This is a genomic window from Pseudarthrobacter sp. GQ63 (assembly GCF_059758765.1).
Genome location: NZ_JCAXEF010000007.1, coordinates 106733 through 127873 on the forward strand (window position 1 = coordinate 106733; position 21141 = coordinate 127873).

The 21141-nt window shown below is 65.9% G+C and carries 26 protein-coding genes; 7 read left to right on the forward strand and 19 right to left on the reverse strand.

Features of this window, described 5'->3' with window-relative positions:
• Positions 1-38 precede the first annotated feature (38 nt).
• From AC6CHP_RS13100 to AC6CHP_RS13110, 3 genes are read right to left on the reverse strand one after another with little or no spacing between them, the layout of a single operon-like run.
• A complete protein-coding gene (locus AC6CHP_RS13100) occupies positions 39-356 on the reverse strand; it encodes a putative quinol monooxygenase (RefSeq protein ID WP_188731896.1) in 318 nt (105 codons plus the stop codon).
• Positions 353-907, reverse strand: coding sequence for a DUF1990 domain-containing protein (locus AC6CHP_RS13105; protein WP_498230345.1), 555 nt, complete (start codon positions 905-907; stop codon positions 353-355). Before AC6CHP_RS13105 ends, AC6CHP_RS13100 begins: the two co-directional genes overlap by 4 nt.
• Complete coding sequence (locus AC6CHP_RS13110) at positions 900-1316, reverse strand: MmcQ/YjbR family DNA-binding protein (protein ID WP_498230347.1); 417 nt, start codon at positions 1314-1316, stop codon at positions 900-902. The genes AC6CHP_RS13105 and AC6CHP_RS13110 overlap by 8 nt, the downstream gene beginning before the upstream one ends.
• A 45-nt stretch (positions 1317-1361) precedes the next feature.
• Here AC6CHP_RS13110 and AC6CHP_RS13115 point away from each other — a divergent pair, with 45 nt between their 5' ends.
• The gene (locus AC6CHP_RS13115) at positions 1362-2384 is read left to right on the forward strand and encodes an isopenicillin N synthase family dioxygenase (protein WP_498230349.1); all 1023 of its coding nucleotides are present in this window, start codon (positions 1362-1364) and stop codon (positions 2382-2384) included.
• A 19-nt stretch (positions 2385-2403) separates the two neighbouring features.
• On the opposite strand, the gene AC6CHP_RS13120 is transcribed toward AC6CHP_RS13115, so the two are convergent.
• From AC6CHP_RS13120 to AC6CHP_RS13145, 6 genes are all read right to left on the reverse strand, one after another.
• Positions 2404-2829 carry a CoA-binding protein gene (locus AC6CHP_RS13120; RefSeq protein WP_377193508.1) on the reverse strand — a complete coding sequence of 142 codons (426 nt, stop codon included), beginning with the start codon at positions 2827-2829 and terminating at the stop codon, positions 2404-2406.
• A 79-nt stretch (positions 2830-2908) separates the two neighbouring features.
• Complete coding sequence (locus AC6CHP_RS13125; protein WP_498230352.1) at positions 2909-3781, reverse strand: hypothetical protein; 873 nt, start codon at positions 3779-3781, stop codon at positions 2909-2911.
• Positions 3778-4326: an RNA polymerase sigma factor gene (locus tag AC6CHP_RS13130; protein WP_104188194.1), complete on the reverse strand. Its 549-nt coding sequence runs from the start codon at positions 4324-4326 to the stop codon at positions 3778-3780. Before AC6CHP_RS13130 ends, AC6CHP_RS13125 begins: the two co-directional genes overlap by 4 nt.
• Positions 4327-4612: 286 nt before the next feature.
• Positions 4613-4969 (reverse strand): YegP family protein, encoded by a 357-nt coding sequence (locus AC6CHP_RS13135; RefSeq protein WP_188731909.1) that lies wholly within the window; start codon positions 4967-4969, stop codon positions 4613-4615.
• A gap of 198 nt (positions 4970-5167) precedes the next feature.
• On the reverse strand, positions 5168-6457 hold the full coding sequence (locus tag AC6CHP_RS13140; RefSeq protein ID WP_104188403.1) for an adenylosuccinate synthase: 1290 nt from the start codon (positions 6455-6457) through the stop codon (positions 5168-5170).
• Positions 6458-6716: 259 nt separating this feature from the next.
• Positions 6717-7778, reverse strand: coding sequence for a M14 family zinc carboxypeptidase (locus AC6CHP_RS13145; RefSeq protein ID WP_066273598.1), 1062 nt, complete (start codon positions 7776-7778; stop codon positions 6717-6719).
• A 328-nt stretch (positions 7779-8106) separates the two neighbouring features.
• Here AC6CHP_RS13145 and AC6CHP_RS13150 point away from each other — a divergent pair, with 328 nt between their 5' ends.
• Complete coding sequence (locus AC6CHP_RS13150; RefSeq protein WP_188731913.1) at positions 8107-8748, forward strand: uracil-DNA glycosylase family protein; 642 nt, start codon at positions 8107-8109, stop codon at positions 8746-8748.
• A gap of 127 nt (positions 8749-8875) precedes the next feature.
• On the opposite strand, the gene AC6CHP_RS13155 is transcribed toward AC6CHP_RS13150, so the two are convergent.
• From AC6CHP_RS13155 to AC6CHP_RS13165, 3 genes are all read right to left on the reverse strand, one after another.
• A complete protein-coding gene (locus tag AC6CHP_RS13155; RefSeq protein ID WP_427116300.1) occupies positions 8876-9298 on the reverse strand; it encodes a DUF3151 domain-containing protein in 423 nt (140 codons plus the stop codon).
• Complete coding sequence (gene fbaA / locus AC6CHP_RS13160) at positions 9299-10318, reverse strand: class II fructose-bisphosphate aldolase (protein ID WP_028272257.1); 1020 nt, start codon at positions 10316-10318, stop codon at positions 9299-9301. It lies immediately after the preceding gene.
• Positions 10319-10387: 69 nt separating this feature from the next.
• Positions 10388-11098, reverse strand: coding sequence for a TrmH family RNA methyltransferase (locus AC6CHP_RS13165; RefSeq protein WP_188731915.1), 711 nt, complete (start codon positions 11096-11098; stop codon positions 10388-10390).
• Positions 11099-11150: 52 nt separating this feature from the next.
• Between AC6CHP_RS13165 and AC6CHP_RS13170 the strand changes: the two genes are divergently transcribed.
• On the forward strand, positions 11151-11981 hold the full coding sequence (locus AC6CHP_RS13170; protein WP_229675429.1) for an HAD-IIA family hydrolase: 831 nt from the start codon (positions 11151-11153) through the stop codon (positions 11979-11981).
• Between the two features lie 8 nt (positions 11982-11989).
• Here AC6CHP_RS13170 and AC6CHP_RS13175 read toward each other — a convergent pair whose 3' ends face one another.
• The 4 genes from AC6CHP_RS13175 to pyrE form a co-directional block, all read right to left on the reverse strand.
• A complete protein-coding gene (locus AC6CHP_RS13175; protein WP_498230357.1) occupies positions 11990-13030 on the reverse strand; it encodes an alpha/beta fold hydrolase in 1041 nt (346 codons plus the stop codon).
• Positions 13031-13113: 83 nt separating this feature from the next.
• A complete protein-coding gene (locus AC6CHP_RS13180) occupies positions 13114-13737 on the reverse strand; it encodes a hypothetical protein (protein ID WP_377193516.1) in 624 nt (207 codons plus the stop codon).
• Between the two features lie 111 nt (positions 13738-13848).
• Positions 13849-14616, reverse strand: coding sequence for a GAF and ANTAR domain-containing protein (locus tag AC6CHP_RS13185; protein ID WP_498230359.1), 768 nt, complete (start codon positions 14614-14616; stop codon positions 13849-13851).
• Positions 14617-14740: 124 nt separating this feature from the next.
• A complete protein-coding gene (gene pyrE, locus AC6CHP_RS13190) occupies positions 14741-15325 on the reverse strand; it encodes an orotate phosphoribosyltransferase (RefSeq protein ID WP_104188175.1) in 585 nt (194 codons plus the stop codon).
• A gap of 74 nt (positions 15326-15399) precedes the next feature.
• On the opposite strand from pyrE, the gene nadE reads away from it, so the two are divergent.
• On the forward strand, positions 15400-16254 hold the full coding sequence (gene nadE, locus AC6CHP_RS13195) for an NAD(+) synthase (protein ID WP_188731924.1): 855 nt from the start codon (positions 15400-15402) through the stop codon (positions 16252-16254).
• Between the two features lie 4 nt (positions 16255-16258).
• Here the strand turns inward: nadE and AC6CHP_RS13200 are convergent, their stop codons facing one another.
• Complete coding sequence (locus AC6CHP_RS13200; protein WP_498230362.1) at positions 16259-17056, reverse strand: IclR family transcriptional regulator; 798 nt, start codon at positions 17054-17056, stop codon at positions 16259-16261.
• A gap of 177 nt (positions 17057-17233) precedes the next feature.
• Between AC6CHP_RS13200 and AC6CHP_RS13205 the strand changes: the two genes are divergently transcribed.
• The 3 genes from AC6CHP_RS13205 to AC6CHP_RS13215 are packed head-to-tail and all read left to right on the forward strand — an operon-like array spanning position 17234 to position 19857.
• Positions 17234-17965 carry a CoA transferase subunit A gene (locus tag AC6CHP_RS13205; RefSeq protein ID WP_377193522.1) on the forward strand — a complete coding sequence of 244 codons (732 nt, stop codon included), beginning with the start codon at positions 17234-17236 and terminating at the stop codon, positions 17963-17965.
• Between the two features lie 33 nt (positions 17966-17998).
• The gene (locus AC6CHP_RS13210; protein WP_377193524.1) at positions 17999-18670 is read left to right on the forward strand and encodes a CoA transferase subunit B; all 672 of its coding nucleotides are present in this window, start codon (positions 17999-18001) and stop codon (positions 18668-18670) included.
• Complete coding sequence (locus tag AC6CHP_RS13215; RefSeq protein WP_498230364.1) at positions 18667-19857, forward strand: acetyl-CoA acetyltransferase; 1191 nt, start codon at positions 18667-18669, stop codon at positions 19855-19857. Before AC6CHP_RS13210 ends, AC6CHP_RS13215 begins: the two co-directional genes overlap by 4 nt.
• Before the next feature lie 11 nt (positions 19858-19868).
• On the opposite strand, the gene AC6CHP_RS13220 is transcribed toward AC6CHP_RS13215, so the two are convergent.
• Together AC6CHP_RS13220 and AC6CHP_RS13225 are read right to left on the reverse strand one after the other, a co-directional pair.
• Positions 19869-20558, reverse strand: a complete 690-nt coding sequence (locus AC6CHP_RS13220) for an ankyrin repeat domain-containing protein (RefSeq protein WP_498230366.1) — start codon at positions 20556-20558, stop codon at positions 19869-19871.
• Between the two features lie 9 nt (positions 20559-20567).
• Entirely contained in the window at positions 20568-21131 is a 564-nt protein-coding gene (locus tag AC6CHP_RS13225) for a GlcG/HbpS family heme-binding protein (RefSeq protein ID WP_498230368.1), read from the reverse strand.
• Positions 21132-21141 lie beyond the last annotated feature (10 nt).

The window sequence follows — 21141 nt, forward strand, 5'->3', positions numbered from 1 at the left end:
GGCGGGCCAAAACGGCAGGTACGGAGCAATCGATGGGCTCAGATGGTGAGTTCGCCCATCCGGTCCCAGCCTTCGCCGTCGAGCTGGCGGCTGATGATCCTGGGGGTTTCGGCCAGGGCCTGCGGCATGTCTGCCATGGCCTGCTTGAAGTGGGGGCTGTTGACGTGGTCGCCGGCGGCGTCGTCCTTGAAGGCTTCCACCAGGACGAACTCGTTGGGGTCGTCCACGCTGCGGGACCAGTCGAACCACAGGTTTCCCGGTTCCTGCCGCGTGGCCCGGGTAAAGTCGGACACCAGGTCGAGCCAGCGCTCCGACCAGTCGGGCTTGACCTTGAACTTAACGACAATGAAGATCACGGGGGCATTCCTTCCGAGGCGAGAGTGCGTGCCCCTTCAATGTACCGGGACGTCACGTGGCGCTGTGCGGCGCGGGTGACCAGTCCGCCGGCAGCGTAGAACCAGTTGGCTGGTTTGCTGAAAGCCCGGATCCGCAGGAACACCTCTCCACGCCCGTTGATCTCCACTTCGAAGGATTCCTCGCCCCGCGCGGGATGCCCGGGCAACGTTCCGTAGCCAAAGCCAGCTGATTGCGGAATCCGCTCCTGCCCAGGTTCCCGAACCCACACCACCTGGCACGGAGCGTTCAGCCGGAAAGGCCCGGCACCGAAGCCGCTGACCACCCGCACCCCCGGTGCCGCCACGGGTGAATCGGCACGGACGCGGAGCCCCGCCCGCCGCTGCAGTTCCCAGCCCAGGATGCCGGCGGCAACCCGCTGGTACACCACCATGCCACAGCCCAGGAAGGCTTCCTCCAGGACACCCGGGTAACCCGCAGGGACGGTGCCGCGCTGGGTGCTGCCAATCCCGGGATAGTTGAGCCCACCCCCGGCCGGCCTTTTCTCAGCCACGTTCCGTACCCGCCGATCCGCTCAGCCGAGCCCACCCCAGCTGCTCCTGCTGTTTCCTGCTCAGCCCTGCCACCACGAGGTCGTAGGAGTCCTCCACCATGTCCCTGACCATGTCGTCAGGAAGCGTTCCATCAAGCCGCACACCGTTCCAGTGGGATTTGTTCATGTGCCAGGCCCCCGTAATTTCAGGGTGCGCGGCGCGGAGCTGTACCGCCAGACCCGGCTCGCACTTGAGGTTCACGTAACCGTCCGTGCTCATCGACGATAAGGCAAAGACCTTGCCCTGTGTGGGGGAACCGCCGGCACTGGAGGCGCGCACCTTGAAGACAGCGGTCTCCGGCCCGAAGGGGTAATCCTCGTAGGCTCCGGGGAATGAGAGGCAAACTTTCCGCAGTGCGTCGGGGTCCATCCAGGAAGCCTATAAAGCCAACGCTTCCGGTGCTAGTCTGCGAGGATGGCACGCGATCAGGGGCTGATACCTGTTCTGGACCTGGCCACGGCACGGCAGGCCGACGGGTCCTTCAGCCCGGATTTCATCGGGCAGCTGCGGTACGCCACCCACAATGTGGGCTTCTTCCAGATCACCGGCTACGGCGCGGTCCCCGGCCAACCGGAACAGCTTCTGGACACCATCAGGCGGTTCTTCAGCCTTCCGCTCGAGGAGCGCCTGAAGCTGGACAACCGGCTATCTCCACACTTCCGCGGCTACACCCGGATGGGCACCGAGGTCACCCAGGGAAGGGCAGACGCGCGGGAGCAGATCGACTACTCGCCGGAGCGGCAGCCTGTTACGGACTATCCGGAGGACCAGCCGTTCTGGCTGCTGCAGGGCCCCAACCTCTGGCCTGATGAATCGTTCCCCGAACTTCGCCCCGTGGCCATGGCCTGGGCTGAACTGATGTCCGCAGTGGGGATGGAGCTTCTCAGGGGGATCGCCGTTTCCCTGCAGCTTCCGGAGGACTATTTCGACGAACCGTTCCAAGGGTCACCGGCATGGATGGGCAAGCTGGTGCACTACGTGGGCGGCGTGGTGGAGGCCGCTGGAGACCAGGGCGTGGGATCGCACGCAGACTACGGATTCGTCACGCTGCTGCTCCAGGACGACGTGGGCGGGCTGGAAGTCCTGCCGCCAGGTGCGGCAGCGTGGGTTCCGGTGGAACCCCTCCCGGGGGCGCTGGTGGTGAACCTCGGCGAAATGCTTGAGGTGGCTACGGAAGGCTACCTGGCGGCCACCATCCACCGGGTACAGGCACCGCCGCCGGGGGTGGACCGGTACTCCGTTCCGTTTTTCTGGTCTCCGCGGCTCGACGCGGTCATCCAGCCGGTGCCGCTGCCGCCGGAGTTGAAGGCTGCAGCGAGGGGAATCACGGATGATCCGGCGAACCCCCTGCTGGCCTCGTTTGGAATGAACATGCTGAAAGGCAGGATGCGGGCGCACCCGGATGTCACGGAGCGGCACTATCCGGAGCTGCTCTAGAGCTAAAGCTGAAGGCCTCTCAGAGATTGAACTTCCACGCCTGCTGCGCGGGACAGCTGTCCATCACAACGTCCAGCCCCGCGTCCTTGGCCCGTTTGGCTGCCGCCTCATCGACGACGCCCAGCTGCATCCACACCGCTTTCGCGCCCACCGCAATCGCCTGGTCCACGACAGCCCCAACTTTCCGGGAGTTCACAAAGCAGTCCACGACGTCGATGGGCTGCTTGGCGGCCGGGACGTCCAGGAGGCTGCGGTACCCGGGTTCGCCGTGGACGGGGTCGCCGGGCAGGTTGACGGGGATGATTTCCATGCCCAGCCGGTCGCGGATGAACAGCGAGGTATCAAACGCGGCCCGCCATTCGTTGGTGCTCAGGCCGACAATGGCCCAGCGTCCTTTGGTGCGCATCAGGCGTTCTATGACTGCAGGATCGTTCGTGTGGCCCATGGGTTCAGCCTACGCGGAGGCAGCGGCGACAAGCGTGCACCCCGCTGCGCAGCGTCCTCAGCCTCTCAGGTCAATACAGCTAGCGGACGAACTTTTCCCGCCACGTGGCCCCGGGCACGGGTTTCTCTCCGTCGGCTGCCTCAGTTCCCCGCCCTGACGGTCCCTGTCCGGCTTTTCCCGGCACACCGGGAGCATCAACCGGCAGTTGCCCTGACGTGTCCGGGGCGTTCCCGTTGCGGTCCCCGGCATCCGGCCCACCGGTTTGCTCCGGCCCTGCTGCTGCATCGTCCTCTGCTGCGTGGCCGTTCTTTTCCGGTTCCTTCGTCCCGTCCTGTCCGCCAGCCGCGGGAACTTCGCCGGGTTCCTCCCAGCCCTGGCCGGGCAGCAGGAAGGCTGTGGCCCGCCCGGACTCCTCCGCGGGCTGCGGCGCCACCGGCGGTTCCCCTCCAGGGGTGGTGCCGCCAGCCAGTCCGCCGTCATCCTGCGCAGCGTCGTCGCTGCCCTCCTGGAGTGGTCCGGGTGCGGCTGCCTGGGGTGTACGGATAGTCCAGGACGGTGACCAGTCCTCGAGCAGCTGCTGCACGGAGGGGCTTCCGGAATGGGCCGGGCCCGGGGAGCTGGCGGCCACGGTGCCAACTCCCATTCCCATGCCTGCCAGCAGCGCCAGCCCGACGACGGTGGGCCGGTGCGCACGCAGCAGGCGGTGCCGCCCGAGTTCGTCGCCCGGGGTTCCCTGGGCCGTATCGCTGCTGCCCTTGGCGTCCTTCCCGGCTGCATCGCAGGTACCGGTGGCCAGCAGGGCAGCCAGCTGTCCCGTGGGAGCCGGCACGGGCAGGTCCGCCAACGAACCTACGGCTAGGAGGGCCCGGCGAAGGTCCGCGTCCTGCCCAAGGCCCGCGTCGAGGAGTATCTCCTCCACAGCGTCCGCTGTGAGGTGCGCTTGTGGTGTCATGGCTTCAGGTATTCCTTAACGTCCGCAAGTTCCCGGAGCTTCAGGAGCGCCCGGCGCTGTAGCTGCTTTACTGCGCCCTCGCTCTTGCCCATGGCTTCCGCGGACTGCTCCACGGTAAGCCCGGCCACGAGGCGGAGGGCCAGTACCTCGCGCTGGTCCTGCGGCAGCGCGTCCAGCAGGCCAAGGACCTCCTGCGGTGCTATCCGCTTCAGCGCTTCTGTTTCTGCCGACGAATCCTCGCGCAGGTCCAGCTCAGGTTCAAACGGGAGCTTGGCGGGAGTACGGCTCTGGCGCCGGTGGTCGTCCACCATGCGGGCATGGGCCACCGAAAAGATGAACGTCCGCAGCCCGGCGGCTCCCCCGTGCACCGAGCCGAGACGCGGCAGGACGGAGAGGAACACTTCCTGCATGGCTGCCTCCGGATCCTCGACTCCCCGGGCCGTCAGATAGCCCAGGACCTGTGATGCATACGTCCGGTAGACAACGCTGAACACTGCTGTCCCGGCGGGGCCGTCCAGGGCCTCGTCTGTCAGGGCATCAGTCACGGACGTGGAGCTTTCGGTCAAAGATGGGGTTGGGTGCGCGGAGAGGCCGCCCGGCTTGCGGAACGCCTTTTCCCCGCCTCACTTTACCGCCCAGTAACCACCGCCCGGGACCGCCACGCGTCTGCTGCCCGTCTGACAAGGCAGCTGCCCCTGCCGTCGGAAAGTGAAAGAGCCGGCCTGGAACGTGATGGGGGACAAGTTCCAGGCCGGCGCTACATAGGGGTAATCGCTGCAGGCACGCAAAGGGTTACGCGCTCACGGAAAAACTTTGAAAAATTTTTGCAGGTCAGCGGGCCGCGGCAGTCCAGCGGGGCCGGGTGCCCTGCCGCCGCATGCCCTTGGCGAAAACGAAGGTGTGCCCTCCGGCGGGGACGCGCTGGTCGTCGCACTCTGTCCGGGGTGCAGCAATGACCGGTTCCTCCGCCGGAGCAGGGACGCGGGCCTGGCGGGTTGCGGCCCCGGCGGAACAAAGATCTGTGACCAGTCCGGTACCGGCGCACTCCCGGACGGCGGCGATGCCGGCAGCAAGGGCGGCCTTGTCCTGGTATGGGCCGGACACGGCCATCACTGCGCCGTCAGGAGCCAGGAGCCGGAACCTGAAAGACGAATCAGAGTCAACAAATGCCTCGAATTTCCCGGCCATGGCAAGTCCTTCCTCGGAGTCACAGGGTGTACAAACGAGTCTCGCGGGCTTCCCGGCAGCCTCACAAGACCAACCACGTTAACCCTGTGTAAATTGCCGCAGGACCTTCCCGCCCGGGCAGACACAAGCGGCGGGACACCTTTGCAAAGGTGCCCCGCCGCCGTCGTAATTTCATGCTTCTACCCGATCACGGACCGGTCAGTCGTTGATGAGGTCGTTCACCACGATGGTTTGGTCCCGGTCCGGGCCCACGCCGATCGCGGAGAAGCGCGTCCCGGACAGCTTCTCGAGCGCCAGGACGTAGTTGCGCGCGTTCTCCGGGAGGTCCGCGAGGGTGCGGGCGCCGGTGATGTCCTCGGTCCAGCCTTCGAAGTACTCGAAAATCGGTACGGCATGGTGGAACTCGGTCTGCGTCATGGGCATTTCGTCGTGCCGGACGCCGTCGACGTCGTAGGCCACGCAGACAGGGATCTGCTCGATGCCGGTGAGGACGTCCAGCTTGGTAACGAAGTAGTCCGTGAAGCCGTTGACCCGCGAAGCGTGGCGCGCCAGGACGGCGTCGTACCAGCCGCAGCGGCGGGGGCGTCCGGTGTTGACGCCGAACTCACCGCCGGTCTTCTGGAGGTACATGCCCATCTCGTCAAAGAGTTCCGTGGGAAACGGCCCGGCACCAACGCGGGTGGTGTAGGCCTTGATGATGCCGATGGAGCGTGAAATGCGCGTGGGCCCGATGCCCGAACCAACGGACGCGCCGCCGGCCGTGGGGTTGGAGGAGGTCACGAAGGGGTAGGTGCCGTGGTCCACGTCCAGGAACGTTGCCTGGCCGCCCTCCATCAGCACCACCTTGCCCTCGTCCAGCGCGGTGTTCAGGACCAGCGTGCTGTCGATGACCAGCGGGCGGAGCCGTTCAGCAAAGGACAGGAAGTAATCCACGATTTCATCCACCACGACGCTGCGGCGGTTGTAGACCTTGACCAGGAGTTCGTTCTTCTGGCGGAGGGAGCCTTCCACCTTCTGCCGGAGGATGGACTCGTCAAAGACGTCCTGCACGCGGATGCCGAGCCTGGCCACTTTGTCCATGTAGGCCGGACCGATGCCGCGGCCGGTGGTGCCGATGGCGCGGCTGCCGAGGAAGCGCTCGGTGACCTTGTCCAGGACCTGGTGGTACGGGGCCACCAGGTGGGCGTTGGCGGAGACGCGGAGCTTTGAGGTGTCGGCGCCGCGGGCCTGCAGGCCGTCGATTTCCTGGAAGAGGGCCTCAAGGTTGACCACGCAGCCGTTGCCGATAATAGGGACCGCGTTGGGGCTGAGAATGCCTGCCGGCAGCAGCTTGAGTTCGTACTTTTCACCGCCTACGACGACGGTGTGCCCGGCGTTGTTGCCGCCGTTCGGCTTGACGACGTAGTCAACACGGCCGCCGAGCAGGTCGGTGGCCTTGCCTTTTCCTTCGTCGCCCCACTGGGCTCCTACGATCACAATTGCTGGCATGGGATCCTCCCCCATTCGTTCGGGCTGCCCGGTTCCGGCCACACTGTGGCGGTCCTGCGCAGCGCCGTTCATGAGAATGCCCCGAATGTACCGGCTGTCACTGGTCCGATGGCGGCACAGCGACGCAAGAGTTCCGGGGCCCTTACCACCCAAGTTTAGCCGATGGGCGACTTTGTCCACTCGTTGGTCCGCCGCGGCCCTTCCCGCAGCGCAGGGGCTGCTGCAGGAAGGGACCGCGGCGGAGCATCAGCAGGTGCTGCTACTCGTCGTCGGCCTCCTCGCCGGGCCGGGAGGTCTGGGTGGCCAGGCTGTCCCAGAAGGAGGTGTCGGCATCGGCGATTGAACCGTCAGCGATCGCAGCGGCGGTGGCGGTCAGCGTGGTGACTGTCTGCTTGATCAGGTAGCCGTTGCTCCGCAACCCCAGGGCGTAGCCGTCGAGGTAGTGGTCGGACATGCCGCGCATCTCGAAGAGCAGCGTCGCGATGCCGTACTCCACGGCGATGCCGTTGCGGCTGATGGTCTCGGCGCTGCCGCCCACGTACTTGCCCAGGTGGCCCCAGCCGGTGGAGTCGACATTGTCAAAGACCACCGCGCCCAGCTGCTTGGACTTCTCCACCACTGCAGGATCGGCGTTGGGCGTGGTGGGGTACAGGATCGAGCCGGAGACCAGCTTTCCGTCGCGTTCACTGCGGGTGCCCTGGTGGTGGAGGTCGATCATGTAGTCCACCTGGTACTTGCGCATCACGTTGTTGTGCAGCGCCTGCGTTTCAGGCTGGACCTTGGCCACGTGGTCCCGGTTGAGGTCCACTTCATTGGCGTTGTAGCGGGTCATGTTGCGGTCGCCCTTGGCGATGTAGTCCTCCAAGGAGAAATTCACGTCACCCATGGCGCCGTCAGCATTAAGCATGGGAACAACGAGGATGTTCACGCCGTCAAGGATGTCCCCTGACTTGCCGGTGCCCAGGTGCTTGACGAATTCCAAGGCGCCCTCGGTGGTGAGCTGTTCGTTGCCGTGCTGCTGCGTCAGGTAGAGGATGGTGGGTTTGGCGGGGTCCGAAATATATTTGACCAGGTGGATGTCCCTGCCCTTGACCGTTTGGCCGATGACTTCCAGTTCCATGGCGGGCTGGCGGGCGTCCTGGTCTTTGAGGAACGCAACCATCTGGTCATAGGTGGCAAGCTTCGATGTGGTGATCTGGCCGTTGCCGTCATAGTTGGGGCCTTCGCCGACGGCGAGGGCCGGTGCCGGGACGGTCACTGCCGCCAGTGCCAGGGCTCCCGTTAGTGCCAGGGTCCTGAAGGTTGCCAGGGTTTTTCTCACGGTGCGGTACCTCTTTCGAGTGCATAGGGTGTGTCCAGCCAGCGGTGATCCCCCCATGTGCAGGCTGTGACAAAAGCCAACCAACCTGAACGAATGCTGTCAATGGACGTGACAGGAATCTGCAGTCAGTTATTACGTTGCGAAACCCTGTGCCCCGCGTTTATTGGTTGCCCTGGACCGGCGTTTCGTTTCGCGGGGCTTGCTAAACTGGGAAAGGCCGACCAGGAATCGGCCCACCCCAACTAACCGCCGTTGATGAGCTGTGCCATCGTGCGCCCATTTTCGCCGGCGGAAGCAACAACAATCCCCGCAGGAGATCAAGCACTACATGACAGCCCTGGCACCCGAATCTTTCCATGAGCAACTCCTGAGCCGCCGCTACGAACCCAACGTCGCGGCCGTCAATGAACTGTGCGATTCCCTGCAGGACGCCAAGCCCGGCACCGTGGTGCCCTACGTCGACCCCATGCACGACGTGGACGAGTGCCGCATCATCAGCCTGTACTCGAACATCGGCGAGGCCGACAAGTCCGGGTTCATCACCCCCGGGGACCACGATGCCGTGACCCGGATGCTCGGCATCCAGTGGAAGCTGGGCCTTCGCCCCGAATTCGTGATGCCGTGGAACGTCCACCCGTGGCACGTCCCGGGAGAGCCCAACGGAAAGTTCACCCCGGACCAGATCTCCGCCGGCCTCAAACCGCTCCTGAAGTTCCTGGCGCTGGTTCCCCGCGCATCGGTGATCGTGGCGCACGGCACCGAGGCCAACCGCCTCGCCAACCTGCTGCTGAAGACCGAAGTTCCGCTGCTGTGGCGCCGCGGACTGAAGACCTACAAGGTGCGTTCCCTCAGCGGCCGCGCGTTCGCCGGTTCGCCGGCCCGCCAGGAGGAGTACCTCGAGGACATGCGCGTCGCCTACACCGATGCCATGGCACGCACCGGCCTGCAAAAGGCCTCATCCGCCCCCTGACCTCGCAGGTCCGCGCCGGCTCCGTGCGGACATGGGCCCATGTCACGAGAATCACCGCTTACGACGGCGGCAGGTCACCTTTTCTCCAAAAGGTGACCTGCCGCCGTCGCGCTTTGTTCAGTGCTTGTTAATTCGCCTCGATGGCAGCCTTCGCCGACGGGTCGGAGTCATTGAGGAACTTCTCGATCCGCTCAGGCTCCTCCGCCTCGCCGATGGCGGCGGAAGCCCGGCCCAGCGAGTACAGGGCCCGCAGGAAGCCCCGGTTGGGCTCATGCTCCCACGGGATGGGCCCCACACCGCGCCAGCCGTTGCGGCGCAGCGAGTCCAGTCCCCGGTGGTAGCCCACCCGGGAGTAGGCATAGGAATCGATGGTGCGCCCCTCCGCCCAGGCCTCCTCGGCCAGCACGGCCCACAACAGTGACGAGGTGGGGTGCTTGGCCACGAGGTCCAGGGCCTCCTGGCCCGCGTCCAGCTGCTCGTAGACCTCGGTCTCGGCAGGCAGGAGCGTGGGTTCCGGGCCCATCAAATTCCGGCGGAACTCGTCCGACATCTAGAAGGTCTTTCCGGCCGAACCGAGCTGCTTGGTGGCTTCCACCACGCGGGCTGCCAGGCCGGCTTCGGCGGAGGCGCCCCAGACGCGCGGATCGTAGGTCTTCTTGTTGCCAACCTCGCCGTCGACCTTCAGGACGCCGTCGTAGTTCTTGAACATGTGGTCCGCAACCGGACGCGTGTAGGCGTACTGGGTGTCGGTGTCGATGTTCATCTTGATGGTGCCGTAGGAGACTGCGTCGGCGATTTCCTGGTCCGAAGAGCCGGAGCCGCCGTGGAAGACGAGGTCGAACGGGCTGTCCTTGCCGATCTTCGCACCCACCTGGGCCTGGATGTCCTTCAGGATCTCCGGACGGAGCTTGACGCCACCGGGCTTGTAGACGCCGTGGACGTTGCCGAAGGTGAGGGCCGTGATGTAGCGGCCGTTCTCGCCGGCGCCCAGTGCCTCGATGGTGGCCAGGGCGTCTTCCACCGTGGTGTAGAGCTTCTCGTTGATCTCGTTCTCAACGCCGTCTTCCTCGCCGCCCACGGTGCCGATCTCGACCTCGAGGATCATCTTGGCGGCAGCGGTGCGCTCCAGCAGTTCACGGGCGATGCGCAGGTTTTCCTGCAGGGTCTCGGCGGAGCCGTCCCACATGTGCGAGTTGAAGATCGGGTTGCGGCCGGCCTTGACCTCAGCCTCGGAGGCGGCGAGCAGGGGCAGGACAAAGCCGTCCAGCTTGTCCTTGGGGCAGTGGTCCGTGTGCAGGGCGATGTTGACGCCGTAGTTCTTGGCGACTTCGCGGGCGAACGCCGCGAAGCCCAGGGAACCGGCAACCATGTCCTTGGTTGAGGCGCCGGACCAGTAGGCCGCACCGCCGGTGGAGACCTGGACGATGCCGTCGGACTCGGCTTCGGCGAAGCCGCGCAGGGCTGCGTTCAGCGTCTGTGAGGATGTCACGTTCACGGCCGGGAATGCGAAGCCGCCCGCCTTTGCGCGGTCGATCATCTCGGAGTAGATCTCTGGGGTTGCAATGGGCATGCTGACTCCTATGCTGAGGTTCGTCTGTGGGCTGGTAACCCTGGAGTACCGCTTACGGCTAGCACCATCCTAGTCATTTACGCCCGAAGAGTGTTCCGGATTACGCCCCACGTGCTGGTGGAACACGTGCCGGCGCACCCAGGCGTGCATGGCGATGGCCGCGGCGGAGGCCGCGTTGATGGACCGGGTGGAGCCGAACTGCTCGATGGACAGGGTGGCCACGGCGGCCTCATGGACCTCCGGCGTCAGCCCGGGTCCTTCCTGGCCGAATACCAGGACGCAGTCCTTGGGCAGTTCGTAGGTTTCCAGCGGAACCGAATCGGGGAAGATATCGATCCCGATGATCGCCAGGCCCTCCCCCTCTGCCCAAGCCACGAAGTCCTCCACCGTGGGGTGGTGGCGGACGTGCTGGTAGCGGTCGGTGACCATGGCGCCCCGCCGGTTCCACCGGCGTCGTCCGATGATGTGCACTTCCTTCGCTAGGAACGCGTTGGCGGTGCGCACCACCGTGCCGATGTTCAGGTCGTGCTGCCAGTTCTCGATGGCGACATGGAAGTTGTGGCGCCGCGAGTCGAGTTCCGCCACGATCGCCTCGTGCTTCCAGTACCGGTACTTGTCCAGCACGTTGCGGCGGTCCCCGTCGGCAAGGAGATCGGGGTCCCAGTGGTCCCCTTCCGGGAGTTCACCCTCCCAGGGCCCGACGCCGACCTCCGCCGTGTGCGGGCGGGCCTCCTCAGGTTGGGGGTTGGGTTCGTCTGGGAGGCCGGGCGCTTGGTTCACCCCTCAACACTAGACTGGAGCACTGGAGCATTCATCACCCGTGGAGGTAGACGTGGCAGAAGCAGACCAGGTAGCAGGAAACCCGGCGGTATACCGCAGCGGCCAGGAGATCGAGTGCTGGCTTACGGACATGGACGGTGTCCTGGTGCACGAGAACCAGGCAGTCCCAGGCGCCGCCGAGCTCATCCAGCGCTGGGTGGACACGTCCAAGCGCTTCCTGGTGCTCACCAACAACTCCATCTTCACCCCGCGCGACCTGGCTGCCAGGCTGCGCGCGTCCGGCCTGGAGGTCCCCGAAGAGAACATCTGGACCTCGGCCCTGGCCACCGCCCAGTTCCTGAAGAACCAGGTGGAAGGTTCCGGATCAGGTAACCGCGCCTACACCATCGGTGAGGCAGGACTTACGACGGCGCTGCACGAGGCAGGCTTCATCCTCACCGACCAGGACCCGGACTTCGTCGTGCTCGGCGAAACCCGCACATATTCCTTCGAGGCGATCACCATGGCCATCCGCCTCATCCTGGCCGGCGCCCGCTTCATCGCCACCAACCCGGACGCCACCGGGCCGTCCAAGGACGGCCCCATGCCGGCCACCGGGGCCATCGCAGCACTCATCACCAAGGCAACCGGGCGGGAGCCCTACATTGTGGGCAAGCCCAACCCGATGATGTTCCGCTCGGCCATGAACCAGATCGATGCCCACTCTGAGACCACGGCGATGATCGGGGACCGGATGGACACGGACATCATCGCTGGCATGGAAGCCGGCCTGCACACCGTCCTGGTTCTGACAGGCATCACCCAGCGCGACGAGATCGGTTCATACCCGTTCCGGCCCAACCAGGTCCTGAACTCCGTGGCCGATCTTAAGAACCAGATCTAGCAGGGGCCCTAGAAGACTGTCACCCGGGATCCGCCGCGGGGCAGCGGGAAGTGCTCGTCCAGCAGCTGTTCAAGGACCGGCCGGTACACGTTGGGGTTCCATCCGGGGCTTGCGTGGGCAGGCCTGGCGCCTTCGGTGTGCAGGCTGCTCGAGACCATGTTCGCCTTGAATGCCACGGCCCAGGCCTCCACCGCCGTCTGGTAGCGGACCGTGCGGTCCCGGGGGTTGCCGATGTAGGCCATCTTGGCGGCACCCAGCTTGCCGGCGAACCTGCTGCCGTCAAAGTAGTAGATGTAGGCCGATTCGGACTGGATCAGCAGGCTCGAGGGAGCAATCGGGGACAGCTGTTCGAGGGTCTGGTCAAGGATCTGGCGCCAGCTCCGCTCGTCCTTGTGGATGACCCGCTCACCAAGCTCGTACCCTCCGCGAAGGGTGGACGGGAACCGGAAGCCCCGCTCGTACAGGAACACCACGCCGTCGAACCAGCTCTGGTCCAGGACATCGTGCTTGCTGTAGGGGCTTGAGTCCAGCACGATGAACTGAACCTCCACACCGTGGATTTCCAGGAGCCGTGCAGCAACCTGGGTGGCCACCATTCCGCCGAAACTGTGGCCGTAGAAGAACAGCTTTGTGAGCTTCTGGGCCCGGACATGCTCGATGACGGCAATGACGATGTCGTCTATATCCAGGCCCTGGTTGGAGTACCCCACGGCGGCCAGCCGCGCCCGCTTGTTCAGGGCCCCGCGGAGCGAGTTGAGGATCCACTGCGACTCCTCCCAGCTGGTCTTGTATCCGGGGAACAGGAACCAGCTGGCGTCCGGGTAGTAGGTGTCGGCAAAGTCGTCAGCAACAGTGAGGATCCGGTCCGTGCGGCGCTGGGCCTGCACCTCCCGGGTCAGCAGCATGTCTGCCGCGAGCAGCCCGGCAGCACCGGTGCCTGCCAGGAAGCCACGCCGTGAGAACTGTTTGAGGGCAGCACCTTCTGCCAGCAGCCGGGCCCCTGGGACCACGGGCCGGCCCTGCGGACTTACCTCCCCCTCATACGGCACGCCTCTACCGTAGGCACAATCGAAGACGCTGCCGCAAGAATCCCGGTGTAACCATTGAGTGACACCCGGTCAGCGGGCACCTCTCAACTTGCCGCCTGGCCCTCCGAGGCGGTCAGGGGTACCGCGTCCTCCTGCCGGCGCCGGCGGAACTCCAGGCCAATGTCGTTGTACCGGCCCAGCAGGTCCGGGCCGGCGAAAGCACTGGGGGTGTCCAGCAGGCCGAAAATCCAGTCGCTTGCAGTCAGCAGTTCGGCGTCCGAGTACTCCTCCAGCGGCCGGCCGCACAGCTCTTCCAGGCGTCCGGTCGGCACCAGCGGGTAGCCATCAGCAAAGTCCTCGCCGTCCTCCGTCATGTCGGTGAGGACGTCGATGAGTGCCAGCGGCTGCTGCGTCGGGTCTGGCTGCCCGGCCCATCCGTCCGAGCCTGGGGAAAAGACCAACGACACCCCGCTGCCGTAAATGCCCGGCAGCGTGTCGCTATCGATGGCGTTCAGGTCGCTCCGGAGGCCGGCAAGGGCGGAGGACTCCACCTTCTCGGCTGCCGAGAGGTCAACGCGGATGTGGGAGCGGATTCCCATCCGGCGGACGCGCCGGATAATGTGCACGAGTTCGGGGCGGGAGCTTTGGTTCAGGCTGCCCCTGATATCGATCCGGACGACGTCGGCAGGGACATCAAGGTTAACGAATGCATTTAATGCGCGGTCCATAGGTACTCCAAAAGAGGGTGTCTATGGCCGACGGCTCAACCTCGGTAAGCGTAACCCCCCGCAGAAGCCCGGCACAACCCGTCAGTAACAAGGAAGTGGGCCGGTTGCCGGCTATGCGCTTTGGTCGGCCTGCCGCTTTCCGGGCTCCTGGAAGTGGGTGCGGCTTCCAACGCCTCCCACCGAGTCAACCAAAGACTTGGCAATGTCCCTGAGTTTGGTGTTGGTGTTGCTGGAGGCTTCGGTGAGGATGGCCACTGCGACTTCCTGGCTGCACCTGTTCTGGGCCATCACAATTCCTATGGCGAGGTCGATGATGGTCCGGGACTCCAGGGTGGCGCGGAGATTGGCGGCGCTGTCCGTGTGGAGGGAGAACCGCACGGCCAGGCGGAGCGCCTGGGAGATTTCGCGGGTGAATTCGCGTGCCCTCGCAACGGCACGCTCGTCGAATTTGTGCGGGGCGTCCGAGTACAGGTTGAGCGCGGCCTTCGCCTCCCCGTGGAGGTTGAAGGGCAGGGACAGCACGGACCGCAGCCCATGGGAGGCAACGGCTGCAGCGTAGTCGGGGCCCCAGCGGTTCTCCTCAAACAGGTCCGGAACGTTGACTTCGCGTTCCTCCTTGGCGGCCGTGAGGCAGGGGCCCTGTGCGAGGGAGTACTGGATCTCATCCACTTCCCGGGCCGAGTCGCTGCTCCAGCCGATGGTGGCGGCCTTCCGGTCGCGGAGCAGCGTGATGCCGCACAGGGCGTCGTCGCCGTCGCCGGCCATCTGGTGCGCGGAAAAACGCGCCAGTTCGTTGAGGAAGTCCTCGAAGTCGGCGCTTTCCAAAATGAGGTTCTGGACCTGGTCGGTGGTGCTCAAGGGCTGTTCAGGGGGGAGCATGGTGCACGTTCTCCGTACGGGAAGAGGGGTTATCGCACATGATAGAACAGCCCCGCGTTGCGGTCCAACGGGCCGGCGGCCGCCCAACCGGCCCGTTGGACCTAAGTACCGTGGCGACGAATGCTCAGGACAGGCCGAGCTCGTCCTTGCCGAATGCGAACAGGTAGGGCACACCGGCTTCGGCCTCGATCTTTTCCTTGGCTCCGGTGTCGCGGTCCACGATGACGGCCACGGCCACCACGTTGCCTCCGGCCTTCCGGATGCCTTCCACCGCCGTCAGCGCGGAGCCGCCTGTGGTGGACGTATCCTCCAGTACCAGGACGTTGCGGCCTTCCACGGAGGGGCCCTCAACCTGGCGGCCCATGCCGTAGGACTTCTGCGCCTTGCGGACCACAAACGCGTCGACAGTCCGCCCGGCGTCCACGGCGGCGTGCATCACTGCGGTACCTACCGGGTCCGCGCCCATGGTGAGCCCGCCGGCGCACTCAAAGTCGATGCCGGCGTCGTCCGCCAGGGCCAGCATCACCTGGCCCACCAGCTTGGAGGCCTCGTGGTGCAGCGTGATCCGGCGGAGGTCGATGTAGTAGTCAGCCTCGGCTCCGCTGGACAGGGTTACTTTGCCGCGGACCACGGCGAGTTCCTTGATCAGTTCCAGCAGTCGGGCACGGGCGGCTGCAGTATCCACTGCAGTGTCACTGGGGGAAGTCATGGTCTCCAGTTTAGTGCGGGCGGGCCGGTGTGGATGCTTGAGGCCTGTCGCCGCGGCTGGCTAGTCTGGACCATATGCGCGAACTCCAGGCAAAGATCATTGAGGAAATGGGCGTCCAGCCCCGGATCGACCCCGCCGGGGAGGTGCGCAAGCGCGTCACATTCCTGAAGGACTACCTCAAGGCCACCCACACCAAGGGCTTCGTCCTGGGCATTTCCGGCGGACTTGACTCATCACTGGCCGGGAAGCTGGCCCAGCTGGCGGTGGACGAGCTCGAGGCCGAAGGGGTGGACGCAAACTTCGTGGCGGTACGGCTGCCCTACGGCGTCCAGCACGACGAGGAGGATGCCCAGGCCGCCCTGGACTTCATCCAGCCCAAGACCCAGTGGACGTTCAACATCTCGGCCGCCGTGGACGGGTTCGAGGATGAGTTCGAGAAGACCGTGGGCTCGGAAATATCCGACTTCCACAAGGGCAACACCAAGGCACGCACCCGCATGATCGCCCAGTATGCGCTGGCGGGAGAACACAACTACCTGGTCATCGGCACGGACCACGGCGCAGAGTCCGTCACAGGCTTCTTCACCAAGTACGGCGACGGCGGCGCGGACATCCTTCCGCTTTTCGGCCTGAACAAGCGGCAGAACCGGGCCCTGCTGGCCGAGCTCGGCGCCCCCGCCCGCGTCTGGGAAAAAGTGCCCACGGCGGACCTGCTGGACGACAGGCCGGGCCGCACCGACGAGGACGAGCTCGGCCTGAGCTACGACCAGATCGACGACTACCTCGAAGGCCGGGACGTGCCTGAATCAGCGGCTGCGTCCATCGAAGAGAAGTACCTGCGCACGCGGCACAAGCGCACCGTCCCGGTCACCATCTTTGATACGTGGTGGAGGCACCAGGGCCCCGAGGAGCCACGCGCCGGGCTGTAGGGTTTCAGCGGGCCGGGCGCGCCTTGTCCCCCGCTCCACCCAGCTGCTGGGTAATGCGGTGGGCCTCGGCCATCAGGAGGCTGCCCAGTTCCTCCTGCCGCTCGGGCTTGAAGCGCGGTTCGATGCCGGTCAGGGAGAGCGCCCAGGCGGGCCTGCCCGAGGCATCGAAAACTGCTGCGCCCATTCCCCAGCTCCCTTCCAGGACAAGGCCCGGATTCACCGAGTAGCCTGCCAGGCGGGTCTGGGCAAGGTTGGCCCGAACCCGCTCCAGGGTGTGTGACGCAGCGAAAGCACCCGCGTGCTCCGCCCAGCGGACGAGCAGCTCTTCCTGCTCGGCTTCCGGCAGGAAGGCCATGATCGCGGTGCCGGCCGAGGCAACGCCCAGCGGGAAGCGCACGCCCTCGTGCAGGACGAAGGACCGCACCGGGAAGCTGCCCTCCTCCCGCAGCAGGCACACTGTTTCGGAGCCACGGCGAATGGAAAAGAAGGCGCTCTCGCCGGTGGCTTCGGCCAGCCGGCGGAGGCTGGGCCGGGCGATGTCCTCGAGGGGAAACCGCGCTGATGCCACCGACCCCATCAGGAGGATCTCCGGACCCAGCACCCAGTTGCCGGAAACGGCGTCGTGGTCCAGCAACCCCTCCGAGGCGAGTGAGGAGAGGAGGCGGTGCACGGTGGGCCGGGTGAGGCCGGATTCCTTGACCAGGCCGGTGAGCGCCATGCCCTCCGCGCTCCGGCCCACGAGCCGTAACAGCCCTGCAATCCGGCTCACTACCTGGGCTCCCTGTACCGGTAAAGTGTTCATACCCTCCCCTTCAATGTCCACATTATGGATGGGCAACATCATACCGTCCACAGTGTGAAATGGCTCTAATATCGGGTCAAAGCTGCGTCTTGACACCCCCCTCAATCCCTCATAGTGTCCACTTCCAGACCTCTTGTCCACAAAGTGGATAAGGCCGGATGCTCGATGAGGAGAGTCATGACAAAGCTTCAGTCCACTGCCGCCGCTGCCCTGGGGGACGTCCTGCGGGACGGCATGACACTCGCTGTGGGCGGGTTCGGCCTCAGCGGGATCCCCGCGGATCTGATAGAAGCCGTCCGGGACTCCGGAGTGAAGGACCTGACGGTGGTCTCGAACAACATGGGCGTGGACGGCAAAGGCCTGGGCATCCTGATCGACGCGGGGCAGGTCCGTAAGGTCATCGCCAGCTATGTCGGCGAGAACAAGCTGTTTGCCGAGCAGTACCTGGCCGGCCGGCTGGAGGTGGAGTTCACCCCGCAGGGCACCCTGGCAGAACGGCTCCGCGCCGGCGGAGCAGGCATCCCCGCCTTCTACACCAGGACCGGAGTGGGCACCCTCGTTGCCGAAGGCAAGCCGCACGAGGTGTTCGACGGCGAAACGTACGTCCGCGAGCGCGCCATCCGCGCCGACGTCGCGCTTGTCCATGCGCACACTGCAGACACGGACGGAAACCTTATCTACCGCTACACGGCCCGGAACTTCAATCCGATCGTTGCCACCGCAGGCCTCCTGACCATCGCCGAAGCCGAAGTGATTGTGGAACCGGGCCACCTGGATCCCAACCACATCGTCACCCCCGGCGTGTACGTGCAGCGACTCGTGCAGGCCCGGGACCGGGTCAAGGACATCGAGCAGCGCACGGTGCGTCCGGCTTCACGCCGTGCAGCATCCGAAGCCGTGCCGGCCTGATCCCCTTACCTACCTACCGAAAAGGAGAACCCCATGGCCTGGACCAGGGATGAAATGGCTGCGATTGCGGCCGAAGAATTGAACGACGGCGACTACGTGAACCTGGGCATCGGCATCCCAACGCTGGTGGCCAACAACCTGCCGGACGGCGTCCGCGTGGTCCTGCAAAGCGAGAACGGCCTGCTGGGCATGGGCCCCTTCCCCTACGAGGGCGAGGAGGACGCGGACCTGATCAACGCCGGCAAGCAGACGGTCACCGTGCTCCCGGGCGGCAGCATCTTCGACTCCGCCACCTCGTTCGGCATGATCCGGGGCGGACACGTCAAAGTTGCCATCCTCGGCGCCATGCAGGTCTCCGGCAACGGCGACCTGGCCAACTGGACCATCCCCGGCAAGATGGTCAAGGGCATGGGCGGCGCCATGGACCTCGTGGCCGGAACCCCGCGCGTGGTGGTCCTTACCGAGCACAATGCCAAGGACGGCACGGCCAAGATCGTGACGGAGTGCACCCTGCCCCTCACCGGGCTGGGCTGCGTGGACCGGATCATCAGCGACCTCGCGGTGTTTGACCTCGTCAAGGACGACGACGGCAGGCGGCAGCTCACGCTCACCCGCCTGGCGCAGGGGGTCACCGTGGAGGAGATCCGGGAGAAGACCGGAGCAGGGTTCACCGTGGAACTGGACAACGAGGAAGTGGCGGCATGAGCCTGCAGGAACAGTTCGGAAAGGACGTCCTGCTGACCGGCTGGGGGCACAGCCGGTTCGGCAAGCTGGCGGACGAGACCCTGGAGTCACTGATCGTCCAGGTGGCCACCGAGGCCATTGCCGGCGCGGGTATTGAGCCCGGGCAGATCGACGAAATCTACGTGGGCCAGTTCAACTCCCGCATGATGCCCCTCGCCTTCCCGTCCTCGCTGGCGCTGCAGGTCTCGCCGGACCTGGCCAACGTTCCAGCCACGCGGGTGGAGAATGCGTGCGCCTCAGGCTCCGCCGCGTTCCAGCAGGGCACGAAATCCCTGCTCGCGGGCACGGCGAAGACGGTGCTGGTGATCGGCGCCGAGAAGATGACGCATGCCGGGGCCGAGGTTGTGGGGGCCGGGCTGCTGGGTGCTGACTACGACATGGCCGGCAAAGCATCCACCACCGGCTTCACCGGGCTCTTCGCCGAGGTGGCCAAGCACTACGGGAAGCGGTACGGCGCCGGGAACCTGGGTGACGTCCTGGGCTCCATCGCCGCGAAGAACCACCGCAACGGCGTGGACAACCCCTACGCCCAGCTCCGCAAGGACCTCGGCGAGGACTTCTGCCGCACCGTGTCGGACAAGAACCCCATGGTGGCCGATCCGCTGCGCCGCACGGACTGTTCCCCCGTCTCAGACGGCGCCGCCGCCGTCGTGCTGTCCGTGTCCCCCACGGGAGGTGCCACTGCTCCGGTCCGCCTCGCCGGCTTCGGCCAGGCAAACGACTTCTTCCCGGCAGCCCGCAGGGACCCCACCGCCTTCGCCGCGACCCGCGTGTCCTGGCAGCGCGCCATGGCGATGGCCGGCGTCGAACTGGCGGACCTGGACTTCGCCGAAGTCCATGACTGCTTCACCATCGCGGAACTGCTCATGTACGAGGCCATGGGCCTGACCGAGCCGGGCAAGGGCGCCCGGGCCATCGAAGAAGGGTGGGTCTTCAAAGACGGCAAGCTGCCCGTGAACGTCTCAGGCGGGCTGAAGGCCAAGGGCCACCCGGTGGGCGCCACAGGGGTGTCACAGCACGTCATCTCGGCGATGCAGCTCACCGGAACCGCCGGCGGCATGCAGCTTGCCAAGCCCCGCCGGGCCGCAGTCCAGAACATGGGCGGCGTGGGCATCGCCAACTACGTGAGCATCCTCGAGGCCGTCTAGACCGGGGAGTTTTAGCTGCGGGACCGGATCAGGGCCGCGATCTCCGTGAAACCCAGCCGCTCCGCGTTCTGGAGGGCGGTTCGGCCCTCCGGATCGCGGATGTCCGGGTCGGCACCGGCTTCCAGGAGCAGGCGCACCACCTCCAGCTGCCGCGGGCCGCCATTGTTGAGCAGGATGGCTTCCTGCATTGCCGTCCAGCCCAGGTTGTTGACGTGGTTCACGGGCACCCCGGCCGCGATTAGGATCTGCACCGTCTCCACGTGGCCGTGCTCGCTGGCGGGAATCAGGGCCGTCCCGCCGTAGCGGTTGGTGCTGGCAACATCCGCACCCGCCGCCAGTGTCAGCCGGAGTACCTCGTTGAAGCCTTCGGCTCCGGCATAGAGGAACGCTGAGTCCTGGATGGCGTCCCTGGCGTTGACGTTCCCGCCACGCCCGATCAGCCCGGCAACCAGCGGGGCGTTGTTCGCTTTGGCGGCGGCAATCAATTCCTGGTCAAGCTGGGCCTGTTCCGCGGCGGACAGGGCCAGCGGGGGTGACGTGGCGGGTGCCGACGTGGGGGGCTGTTCGGGAGCGCTCCGGGGGCTGGAGGATGCCGGCGCGGGGCTGGAGGATGCCGCCTGCGGCTCCGCTGGACCGGCCTGGCAGGCGCTGAGCACCAGCCCGCCGGCGGCAAGCATCACGGCCGTCCGGAATCGCCTCATACGCGGAGCCTACCTGGCAGTACCGGCGATGGCATCAGCCCCTGCCGAGGCGCAGGCTTCATCCAGCGCACCGTCCGGAGCACCTCCGACGCCGATGCCTGCCACCGAGGCGCCGTTAACCTTCAGAGGGATGCCGCCGGCCAGGAAAAGGGTGCCGGGGAGGTCTGCGATGGAAGGGCCGGTGCCGTTGATGCGCTTTGCCAGTTCACTGGTGGGGGTTCCAAAAGCGGCAGCTGTGTATGCCTTTTGCCTGGCCGCTTCGATGGTGTGTTCGGCTGCGTTGTCACCGCGGAGCAGCGCCTGGAGGGTGCCGAACCGGTCCACCAGCGCGACCGTGACGAAGGGCAGCTTGTCAGCCTGGCATTTGGCCAAGGCGGCGCTGACTGCTGTGGCCGATGCCCCAACGCTGATGCGGTTCTGCTGCACCACGGTGTCGGGCGCTGGCTGGACGTCGACGGCGGGGACGGCTGCCGGTGCGGGGCTCGTCCCGGCGTTGGCTGCCGCCGTCGCTCCTGCGGTCAGGACGAGGGCGCCGGCAGCGGCGGCGGCAAAAGCTTTGTGCGACTTCTTCATAGTGTCTCCT